General features: G+C 65.7%; 8 protein-coding genes. 7 read left to right on the forward strand and 1 reads right to left on the reverse strand.

Translation table 11 applies throughout. The features are described from left to right. The 6 genes from SY1_RS01785 to SY1_RS01810 all read left to right on the forward strand — a co-directional run. A partial coding sequence (locus SY1_RS01785; protein ID WP_208872572.1) for a cobalamin-dependent protein occupies positions 1 to 451 on the forward strand: 451 nt, incomplete at its 5' end. A gap of 44 nt (positions 452 to 495) precedes the next feature. Continuing rightward, positions 496 to 1,611 (forward strand): alanine/ornithine racemase family PLP-dependent enzyme, encoded by a 1,116-nt coding sequence (locus SY1_RS01790; RefSeq protein WP_015555987.1) that lies wholly within the window; start codon positions 496 to 498, stop codon positions 1,609 to 1,611. Positions 1,612 to 1,621: 10 nt separating this feature from the next. Beyond that, the gene (locus SY1_RS01795) at positions 1,622 to 2,536 is read left to right on the forward strand and encodes a DMT family transporter (RefSeq protein ID WP_015555988.1); all 915 of its coding nucleotides are present in this window, start codon (positions 1,622 to 1,624) and stop codon (positions 2,534 to 2,536) included. 16 nt (positions 2,537 to 2,552) lie between these two features. After that, positions 2,553 to 3,053 (forward strand): GNAT family N-acetyltransferase, encoded by a 501-nt coding sequence (locus SY1_RS01800; RefSeq protein WP_015555989.1) that lies wholly within the window; start codon positions 2,553 to 2,555, stop codon positions 3,051 to 3,053. Between the two features lie 235 nt (positions 3,054 to 3,288). Next, positions 3,289 to 4,734, forward strand: a complete 1,446-nt coding sequence (gene pepD / locus SY1_RS01805; protein WP_015555990.1) for a beta-Ala-His dipeptidase — start codon at positions 3,289 to 3,291, stop codon at positions 4,732 to 4,734. A gap of 55 nt (positions 4,735 to 4,789) precedes the next feature. Then, the gene (locus SY1_RS01810) at positions 4,790 to 6,223 is read left to right on the forward strand and encodes a YfcC family protein (RefSeq protein WP_015555991.1); all 1,434 of its coding nucleotides are present in this window, start codon (positions 4,790 to 4,792) and stop codon (positions 6,221 to 6,223) included. Positions 6,224 to 6,303: 80 nt separating this feature from the next. On the opposite strand, the gene SY1_RS01815 is transcribed toward SY1_RS01810, so the two are convergent. After that, the gene (locus SY1_RS01815; protein WP_015555992.1) at positions 6,304 to 8,574 is read right to left on the reverse strand and encodes a mechanosensitive ion channel family protein; all 2,271 of its coding nucleotides are present in this window, start codon (positions 8,572 to 8,574) and stop codon (positions 6,304 to 6,306) included. 197 nt (positions 8,575 to 8,771) lie between these two features. On the opposite strand from SY1_RS01815, the gene SY1_RS01820 reads away from it, so the two are divergent. After that, positions 8,772 to 10,411, forward strand: a 1,640-nt coding sequence (locus tag SY1_RS01820; protein ID WP_243440557.1) for an excinuclease ABC subunit UvrA, incomplete at its 3' end; no start/stop codon positions are given.

Consider the following 10,411-nt stretch of genomic DNA (forward strand, 5'->3'; position numbering starts at 1 on the left):
GAAGGAGATTCGGGAGTACATCCACGAGCGCCCCATCACGGTGGTGGCGGCGACGGTGGGCGAGGACGAGCACTCGGTGGGACTGAAGGAGATTCTGGACATCAAGCACGGGGGGATCGAGGGTTTCGGCGTGAAGTACCACTACCTTGGCACGTCGTGTCCCGTGGAGAAGCTTGTGGACGCGGCCATCGAGACGAGGTCGGACGCGATCCTGCAGTCCACCATCATCTCGCACGACGACATCCACATCCAGAACATGCGGCGCCTGAACCAGATCTGCGTGGAGCGGGGGGTGCGCGACCGCCTGATCCTTGCGGGCGGCGGCACGCAGGTCACGGACGAGATGGCCGTGGCCGCGGGGCTGGACGCCGGCTTCGGACGCGGCTCGAAGGGCATCGACGTCGCCAGCTTCCTCGTCAAACAATGCAGGCAAAAGGACGCAGAAAAGTGAGCCGGAAGCAGCCCGAACGAGGAAAACGAGGAGGGAGGTAACGCATGAGGTACCCACAGATACGGGTCGATCTGGACAAGCTGCTTGAGAACGCGAGGGTGTTGTCCGGGCTCCTGAGCGCGCACAAGCTGAAGTTTCACTACGTCACCAAGTGCTTCTGCGCGTGGGAGCCGATGGTGGACGCCCTCGCGGACGCTGGAATCCGCAACTTCGCGGACGCGCGCCTCGAGAACATCGAGGTGCTGAAGCGCTGGGCGCGGAGCGCGATGCTCCTGCGCGTGCCCATGATCTCCGAGGCGGACGACGTCGTCTGCCTCTGCGACGTCAGCCTGAACTCGGAGCTCGCCGTCATCGAGGCGCTGTCGGACGCCGCGCTGACGCTGGGGCGGACGCACGAGGTCATCCTGATGGTGGAGCTGGGCGACCTGCGCGAGGGGGCGCTGCCGGAGGACGTCATGCCGATGGTGGAGCAGATCCTGACGATGCGCGGCGTGAAGCTCGCCGGGCTGGGCGTGAACTTCAACTGCTACGGCGGCGTCATCCCGACGCCAGCGAAGCTGAAGGAGCTGGCGGACCTGGCGAAGGAGGCGCAGAACCGCTGCGGCTACGAGTTCGAGTACGTGTCGGGCGGCAACTCCGGCAGCCTGCCGCTGGTGTTCGACGATCGGATACCGTCCGGCATCAACCACCTCCGCATCGGCGAGGCCTTCCTCCTTGGGCATGAGACGTCTTATGGAAGCTCCATACCGGGGATGCTGCACGACGTGTTCACGCTGCGGTGCGAGGTCATCGAGAAGAAGCTGAAGCACTCCGTGCCGTCCGGCGAGCGGGGGCTCAACGCCTTCGGGGAGCCGCCGGCGGAGATGGAGGACCGGGGGATGATCCAGCGCGCGATCATCGCCGTCGGCGGACAGGACACGTTCCCCTTCAGCCTGACGCCCCGCATGGAAGGCTTGCGCTATCTGGGACACTACTCCTCCGACCACACGATCTTCGACGTGACCCACGCGAAGGGCGACGTGCACGTCGGCGGCACCCTGGACTTCGACGTGGACTACAAGGCGCTCCTGATGATCTTCATGTCAAAGTACGTCGAGAAGGTACCGGTATGGGCAGGACAATACTTTATGATGGCAGTGGGAATGAAGAAACCGTCGTGAGGGACGAACCATGGATTCCAGGGCGCTGAGGGGCAACCTCCTGCTCCTCGTCACCTCAGCCATTTGGGGCTTTGGGTTCATTGCACAGCAGTTCGGCTCCAGGGCCCTGCCCCCCTTTTCCTTCAACGCCTGCCGTTTTGCCCTGGGAAGCGCGTCGCTGCTCCCTTTGATCGTCATCTTCGGATGGCACGATCCGGCGAGGAGGCGCGCGAGGGCTGCGTCCCGCAGGCTCTCGGTCCAGGGCGGGCTTCTGAACGGAGGCGTCATGTTCCTGGGGGCGTGGCTCCAGCAGGCGGGAATCGCGGAGACGACGGCCGGGCAGGCCGCCTTTCTGACGGGGCTCTACATCCTCTTTGTGCCCCTGTTGGGGCTCTTCATGCACCACAGGGTTCCGTTGACGACCTGGTGCGCCGGGATATTGGCCCTCGTGGGCCTCTACCTCCTGAGCGTGCGGGAGGACCTTTCCGTCTCGCGGGGCGATGTCTTCGAGATCGCGGGCGCGGTGTTCTGGGCCCTGCACATCCTGTGCATCGACGCCTACGTGAAGAGGACGGACCCCCTGGAGTTCTCGTTCTGGCAGTTCGCGTTCTGTGCGCTGTTCAGCGTCGGGACGGCCCTGTCCCTGGAGCCGGGCGGCTTTGCACACGTGGGGGACGCCCTGCTCCCGATCCTCTACTGCGGGGTGGTCTCCGTGGGGATCGCCTACACGCTCCAGGTGGTGGCCCAGAAGGACGTCATTCCCGCCCATGCGGCCCTGATCCTGAGCGTGGAGACGGTCTTCGCGACCCTGGGAGGAGCGGTCGTCCTGGGCGAGAACCTGGGGCTGCGGGGCTACGTGGGTTGTGTGTTGATGTTTTCGGGGATGATCCTCGCACAGTGGCATGGCCTGCGCGGGGGAATGCGCCCTGCGGACGTGAGGACGTGAGGAGGAGGTCGGCGCGATGCTGGAGACGGAGCGCCTTGCGATCGTCGAGGCCGCGGAGTCGGACATCGGCTGGATCGTTGCGCAGGAGAACGACGAGGAGAACCGGAGGTTCATCTGGGTCGGCACCTACGAAGAGCACCTGGCGGAGATCGCCGACCCCGGACACCGGCTGCTGGTCATCCGGAGGAAGGACGGCGTTGAGACGGTCGGTTACGCCCTGGCCCGTCTCGACTTCATGTCCGAGCGCTTCGAGCTTCGGAGGATCGTCATCGCCCAAAAGGGAAGGGGATACGGAAGGGAGTCCATGGAGGCCCTGATGAAGTACGCCTTCGAGACGCTGAAGTTCAACCGCTTCTGGCTGGACGTCTACCCCGACAACGCGGTGGGCATAAAACTTTATGAAAGCCTGAGACTTCACAGGGACGGCGTGCTGCGGCAGAACTACAAGTCCGATCGGGGCTACCTGGACCAGATCATCTATTCGATGCTGAAGGAGGAGTACTTTCATTCCACCTAGGGAGGACTTCGCCGGAGCGGAGGCTCTGAGGTGCGCGTTAGGCAACAGGGGCGAAGTTGTTGAGAACTGTCAACCGTATTGCGAATACGGGAGGGCCGGGCGTTCCGGCTTTCCCGTATTCGCTTTTGTACGGAACGCCGGACGCCTTGACAAAAGGCTTGTTCGGTTATAAAGTATCGCTATTGTTATTTAGCATAGTGCATTAATAAATAGGAGCTACGAGGAAGGGTTGTTGATGATGACGTTGGACGCGCTGAGGCGTGAGCCGGTGTTCCGGCACTTTTACGATATCTGCCAGATTCCGCACGGCAGCGGAAACGAGAGGGCGCTCAGCAACCACGTGCTGGCCTGGGCGCGGGAGCTTGGGCTTGAGGCGGAGCGGGACGCGGTGAACAACGTCCTCGTCCGCAAGGCCGCCGCGCCGGGCCGGGAGGCGGCGCCGGGCGTCCTGCTTCAGGCGCATCTCGACATGGTGTGCGAGAAGGCGCCGGGCGTCGAGCACGACTTTGCGCGGGACCCCATTCGATGGGTTCTGGAGAGGGATTTGCTCTCCACGGGAGGCTGCACCACGCTGGGGGCGGACGACGGCGTCGGCGTGGCCATGGCGATGGAGCTGCTCCAGGACGACTCGCTGGAGCACCCGGCCCTTGAGGCGCTCTTCACCGTCGCGGAGGAGACGGACTTCAGCGGCGCGCTGAACTTCGACGCGGGGAAGATACGCTCGCACTTCCTCATCAACCTGGACCACGCGGAGGGCGATTCCCTGCTGTGCGGCAGCTGCGGCGGCATGAGGGCGGACATCTGCCTTCCCGTGACGGCAGAGCCCCTGCCGGCGGGGTTTGCAGCCTGTCGCCTGGCCGTGTCCGGGCTGCGCGGCGGCCACTCTGGCGAGGACATCCACCGCGGGCACGGGAACGCCAACGTCCTGCTGGCGCGCCTTCTGATGGTTGCGGAGCGTCGAGGGGCGCGCCTCGCCTCCATCCGTGGTGGCAGCTTTCGCCTGGCCATCCCCAGGGATGCGGAGGCCGTCGTCTGCCTGGACCCCGCGGAGGAGCCCGCGCTCAGGGAGGACCTGGCCGCACTAGCGGAGGACCTGAGCCGAGAGCTGGCCGTATCGGGGGACGAGGTGCGCGTGACGCTGGAGCGGGAGCCGGAGGCCCCGGCGGCTGCCGCGGAGCCGGGGCCCGTGATCTCCGCCCTGGTCCTGACGCCGGACGGGATCTTTCAGATGAACGAGATGCTGGAGGGGCTGGTGGACACGTCGGACAACCTGGGGGAGGTCCGCTTCGACGGCCGGGAGCTGCGCCTGACCCTTGAGCTGCGCTCGGCGCGGGACAGCCTGAGGACGTACCTCTATCAGCGGATGGAGCGCCTGGCGGGCCTGCTGGGCGGGAGCTGCCGGTGCGACGACCTCTATCCGGGGTGGGAGTTCCGTCCCCGGTCGCCCCTGCGGGAGCTGTGCGTCGGCGCCTATGAGGCGCTCTTCGGCGCTGCGCCGCGGGTCCTGACGGCCCACGCGGGGATCGAGGTGGGGTGTCTGCTTCAGCGGAGGCCGGACCTCGACGCCGTGGCCATCGGGCCGGACGCCTGGGGCTTTCATTCGCCCTCCGAGCGGGTGAGCGTCCCGTCCGTTCGGAGGACGCACCGGTACCTCAGGCGCGTGCTGTCGAGCGTGAGCTGAGGCAGGGGTCCGGCAGGCCGGGCCATTCTACAATATCTACATGAAGGGAGATTTTATGATGGATGAGAGGCTGGAGCTGGAGCGGGGCGGGCGGGGACCGTCCTTTCTTGAGAGGATCACGGCGCCCCACACCTACGCGATCCTCTTCTTCCTCGCCGTGCTGGCCGTCATCGGCACCTGGCTGCTTCCCGCCGGAGAGTTCGACCGCGTGCTCAACGAGGCGGTGGGGCGGAACGTCGTCGTGCCCGGCACCTTTAAGGCGGTGGAGCAGACGCCCGTGTCCTTCTTCGGGCTCTTCACCGCGTACATGGAGGGGTTCATCGAGGGGGCGGACGTGGTGGGTTTCGTGTTCTTCGCCTACACGTCCTGGTACGTGGTGCTGAGGACGAAGGCGCTGCACGCGGCGGTGGGGGCCATGCTCCGGGTCTTCGGGGAGAGCCAGCGCCGCTACATCATGCCCTTCTTTCTGTTCGTCTTCGGGTTCTGCGCGTCGATCTTCGGCATGTTCGAGGAGAGCTTCGGCTTCCTGCCGCTGTTCGTGGGCATGGCCATCGCCATGGGCTACGACGGCATGGTCGGCGCGGCCACGGTGGCCGTTGGGGTCGGGATGGGCTATTCCGCGGCCATCATGAACCCCTTCACGGTGATCCTTGCCCAGAAGTGCGCGGAGCTCCCCCTGCTCTCCGGCTGGCCCTTTCGGCTGGTCCTCAGCCTGTCGTTCTTCGCGGTGTCGGCGCTCTACGTCGCGCGCTACGCGGCTCGCGTCAAGGCGGACCCGACGCAGAGCCTCCTCCACGGCGTGGACATGGGAGAGCTCCACATGGACCACGACGAGCTCGTCTCCATGAAGTTCAGCCTGCGGCACAAGCTGGTGTGCCTCATCTGCCTGGGGGCCGTGGGCGTCCTGATGTGGGGCGTCATCGCTCAGGGCTGGTACTTCAACGAGCTGGGCGCGCTCTTCGTGCTCATGGGCATCCTGGGAGGGGTGGTGGGCGGCCTGGGGGTCAACGGCACGGCGAAGGCCTTTGCGGACGGCTTCTGCGACATCGCCGCCGGGTGCCTCCTCATCGCCTTCGGGCGCACGATGCTGGTGATCCTGCAGAAGGGGCACATCATCGACACGGTGGCCTACTACTGCTCCCTCCCGCTCTCCGTCCTGCCCAAGTGGCTGGCGGCCGAGGGGATGCTGGTGGTGCAGAACCTCATCAACTTCTTCATCCCCTCAGGCAGCGGGCAGGCGGTCGTCACCATGCCCATCATGGCGCCGCTGGCGGACCTCTTGGGCATCAGCCGTCAGGTGGCCGTGCTGGCGTTCCAGTTCGGCGATGGCCTCTCCAACGTCATGTGGCCCACGGCGGACATCCCCATCATCTGCGCGATCGCCCACATCCCCCTAAACAAGTGGTATAAGTTCTTCCTCCCGCTGTTCGGGATTGGGCTCCTGATGCAGGCCGCAGGCATCGCAGCGGCGGTGCTGCTGGGGCTGTAGGGCGCTGCCGGGCGCGGCAGAGATGCGGTGAATCGGTGAATATGAAGGGGGCGGCCAGAGACGGTCGCCCCCTTCGTGCGTTACGGGTCGAGCGTGCCCTGTGCCTCCGATCCTTCGATGGGGGGGACGAGGTATACGTCCGTGCGGGGAAAGGGGATCTCGATGCCCTCCTGTCGGAACAGGGAGGCGATGTGATGCCGCATGTCGCTCGCCACCTTCATCGTGGAGGCCGCCGTCAGGTCCACCCAGTAGTACATCTCGAACTCCAGGCTGCTCTCTCCGAAGTTCCGGAACAGCACGAAGGGAGATGGGTCCTTCAACGCCTTGCTGTGGTCCCGGATGACCTTCGTCAGGAGCTCCTCCACACGGCGCGTGTCCGTGCCGTAAGCCACCTGGACCTTCAGCACCTCGCGCTTCTTCACGTCGCTGCCCGTCCAGTTCGTGACGCGGTTCTCCAGCAGATAGCGGTTGGGCACGATGACGTCGAAGCTCTCCCAGGTGCGGATGCACGTGGAGCGGGAGCCGATGTCCTCGACGATCCCATTGGTGCCGTCAACCTCGATGATGTCTCCCACCTTGAAGGGCCGACTGAAGATGAGGATGAAGCCGCTGATGAGGTTATTGAAGAGGTTTTGGGCTCCAAATCCAATGGCCACCGCTATCGCGCCGCCCAGGAACGCGAAGGCCGTCAGGGGGATGTTGACGATCTGGAGGGCGATGAGGACGAAGGCGAACCACAGGACGTAGAAGACGATCCGCTGCGCGGCACCGGCCGCCGTGGTCTGTGAGGGAAGGCCGTAGAGGATCCAGCGCTGGATCCAGCGGCTCCCCCAGGAGCTCAGAAAGAAGCTCGAGATGAACACCAGAAGGGCGGTGACCAGCTTGATGACGGTGACCGCGTAGCCCTCGCCCTCCCACAGCTTCGTGTTCAGGAAGTCCATGACCGTGGCCTTGCCGAAGCTGCCGACCTTCTCCGCGATGCGCACGGCGTTGAGCTTTTCGCTGGCCTCGTCGTAGAACGTCTGCAGCAGGAAGATCTGGTTCGGGATCAGGGAGGAGTAGAGGTTCAGGACGTTGGCGACGGTGTCCTTCGCGTTCTGGAGGGCCTGGCCGAGGTTCTGCCGGGTCCGCCCGTCGGTCCCCTCCGCCTGCTCGGTCATCGTGGCGATGCTGCGCTGAAGCTCGCTCTTCATTAATTGGATGGCCTCGAGCTGGCGTTCCAGCTCGGCCATCCTGCTCCTCGCGTCGCTGCGGTACTGCCAGATATCCTGGCCGGAGACCTGGTCGTGAAAGAGCTTGTAGCGCTTGCGCCACAGGTCCTGCGCCTCGCGGAGGCAGCGGACCTTGTCCTCCAGGAAGGTGGCGGAGTACTCCAGCTTGTTCGTGTTGGTCTTGCGCTCCAGGTAGCGCGAGGAGGCGGCGGTGAGGGGAAAAACGTCGGCCGACTTCATGGCGGCGTAGGCCTTCGTCAGGTCGGAGGCCGCGCTCAGCAGCATGGCCCGGCCATTCTCGAGCTGCACCGCCGTCTCGTCGATCTCCCGGTCCAGGCTGGCGACGCGGGCGTTGAGCAGGGCCTCCGGGAAGGTGAGCCGCCCCTTGACGGAGGCCAGTTGCGCCCTCATGCTCCGGATGAGCGCGACGTTCGCGTCGCAGCTCCGCTTCGCGGCCAGGACCTGGGCCCATGAGGCCGCCATCCTCACGCGGGCCAGCTCCAGCTTCAGCTCCTGAAGCTTCGGCGGTGTCGGGGAGCCGTCGTCCGCCCCCGCGCCGCCCTTCAGGCTCTCGATGTCCGACTGGCTCAGCTTGAGCACGCCAAGCTTGGACTGCAGGTAGAACATCTGCACGTCCAATTCGTTGGCCGCTTTCTGGATCCGCATTAGGAGGTCGTCGCTGAAGTCGATGTCGGCGACGGCGGGGAGGTCCTGCGACGCGGGGAGCCCCGAAGCGTCCGTGGCGCGGGGCGGCTGGCTCTGGAGCATGGAATTGTAGGCGGACCAGTCCAGGCTCAGGTCGGAGAGGAGGCGCGCGTACTGCTCGCGCTGCTCCGCGCTGAAGCCCCAGCCCGCCGCGTCCTCGGAGGCCGTCGCAATGAGCCTGTCAAGCTGCCTCATGCGCGCCGCGATGTCGATGCTCGTGAGCTTTCCGTCGCCCAGCTCCGCCTCTACGGCGGCCTGACGCTGCGCGATGTCCCTGCTGATCTCGTCCTGGGCCTGAACGACGTCCGTGGGGGGCGTCCAGTCCTCCGCTGCGCCGGCCGCCATGGGCCGGAGGAGCGGCGTCAGTGCCAGGAGGACCGCGAGGAGGAGCCTCCCGGCCGGCGAGCCGACGCGGAGAGCGCGTCCTGACGTCATGTCCTCACCTCTTTCGATTTCGGGATGAGGCGCCGTTGACCCCTCATCCCGCGCCGCGCTTCATGATAGAATACGCGGTGAACGTGAGGGGGCGCCCCGCCGAGGGGTTGAAACCCATTGAAGATTATATCGCATTCAGCCGCTCCCCGGCGCGCCGGGGAAGCGCCAGCGGTAGCGAACGAAGGAGAAAACATCTTTTGACCGATTGCATTCACATCAGGGGCGCGCGGGAGCACAACCTGAAGAACGTGAGCGTGGACATTCCCCGCGGCAGCCTGGTGGTGATCACGGGGCCGTCCGGCTCCGGCAAGTCCTCGCTGGCCTTTGACACGCTCTACGCCGAGGGCCAGCGGCGCTACGTGGAGTCCCTGTCCGCCTACGCGCGCCAGTTCCTGGGCGTTCAGAAGAAGCCGGACGTGGACGAGATCACGGGGCTCTCCCCGGCCATATCCATCGAGCAGAAGGGGACGGGGCACAACCCGCGCTCCACCGTGGGCACCGTGACGGAGATCTACGACTACTTCCGCCTGCTCTACGGCCGCATCGGCGTCCCCTACTGCCCGAAGTGCGGGAGGCCCGTGGAGCGCCGCTCCATCGACGAGATCGTGGGGCACATCCTGAAGAACGACGCGGGGCGGCGCATCGAAATCCTCGCGCCGCTGGTGCGCGGCAAGAAGGGCGAGTTCAGGAACCTCCTGACCCAGGTCCGCGAGAAAGGCTACTCCCGCGTGCGCGTGGACGGGTCCACCCTGTACCTCGAGGACGAGATCGACCTGGACAAGCGGAAGCGCCACAGCATCGAGGTGGTCATCGACCGTCTGCGCGTGGCGGAGGACCGCCGCAGCCGCATCGCGGAGTCCGTCGAGGCGGCCATGAGGCAGTCGGACGGGTACGTGCTCATCGCCGTCGAGGGGGAGAAGGAGTACATGATGACGGAGAAGTACGCCTGCGCGGAGTGCGGCATCGCCATGCCGGAGATCGAGCCGCGCCTCTTCTCCTTCAACAGCCCCTTCGGCGCCTGCCCCGACTGCAGCGGCCTGGGCAGCCACGAGCACTTCTCCGAGGACCTGGTCATCGACCCGGACCGGTCCGTGCTGGAGGGGGCCATCATCCCATGGAAGACGAAGCCCTACTACGTTAAGAAGATCCGGCTCTTTGCAGAGAAGTACGGCTGGGATCTGGCGCCGAAGTACGGGGACCTGCCCGAGGCGGTCCGGAGCTTCATCTGGAACGGCAGCGGTGCGGAGCGGGTCCCCATGGTGTTCGACGAGGGGGGCGTCGCGCGGCCCTACATGGGGCGCTACGAGGGCGTCGTCAACTGGCTTGAGACCATGTTGAGGGACACGGAGTCCGAGAAGACCCTGGAGGAACTGGCGGCCTATCGGGAGGAGGACGTCTGCCGGACCTGCGGAGGCCTGCGCCTGCGCCCGGAGGCCCTGAACGTGAAGGTGGGGGGCTACGGCATCGGGGACCTGATGGTCATGCCCATCGACGAGCTGGCCCTGAGGATGCGCCGACTAGACCTGGGGCGGACGGAGACCAGCATCGTGGAGCAGGTGCTGAGCGAGATACGCCGGCGGCTCGACTTTTTGGTGGACGTGGGCGTGGGCTACCTGACCCTCCTTCGCCGGGCGGACACGCTGTCTGGCGGCGAGAGCCAGCGCATCCGTCTGGCGACGCAGATAGGCTCCAACCTCAGCGGCGTGCTCTACGTGTTGGACGAGCCCACCATCGGTCTGCACTCCCGCGACACGGAGCGGCTGGTGCGCTCCCTGGACTCCATTCGGGACCTCGGCAACACCGTGGTGGTGGTGGAGCACGACCGCGAGACGATGAA

It is taken from the genome of Fretibacterium fastidiosum, assembly GCF_000210715.1.
GTDB lineage: Bacteria > Synergistota > Synergistia > Synergistales > Aminobacteriaceae > Fretibacterium > Fretibacterium fastidiosum.

Coding starts and splice junctions, on each gene's coding strand:
- SY1_RS01790 (WP_015555987.1), top strand. CDS start 496: ATGAGGTACCCACAGATACGGGTCGATCTGGACAAGCTGCTTGAGAAC.
- SY1_RS01795 (WP_015555988.1), top strand. CDS start 1,622: ATGGATTCCAGGGCGCTGAGGGGCAACCTCCTGCTCCTCGTCACCTCA.
- SY1_RS01800 (WP_015555989.1), top strand. CDS start 2,553: ATGCTGGAGACGGAGCGCCTTGCGATCGTCGAGGCCGCGGAGTCGGAC.
- pepD (WP_015555990.1), top strand. CDS start 3,289: ATGATGACGTTGGACGCGCTGAGGCGTGAGCCGGTGTTCCGGCACTTT.
- SY1_RS01810 (WP_015555991.1), top strand. CDS start 4,790: ATGATGGATGAGAGGCTGGAGCTGGAGCGGGGCGGGCGGGGACCGTCC.
- SY1_RS01815 (WP_015555992.1), bottom strand. CDS start 8,574: ATGACGTCAGGACGCGCTCTCCGCGTCGGCTCGCCGGCCGGGAGGCTC.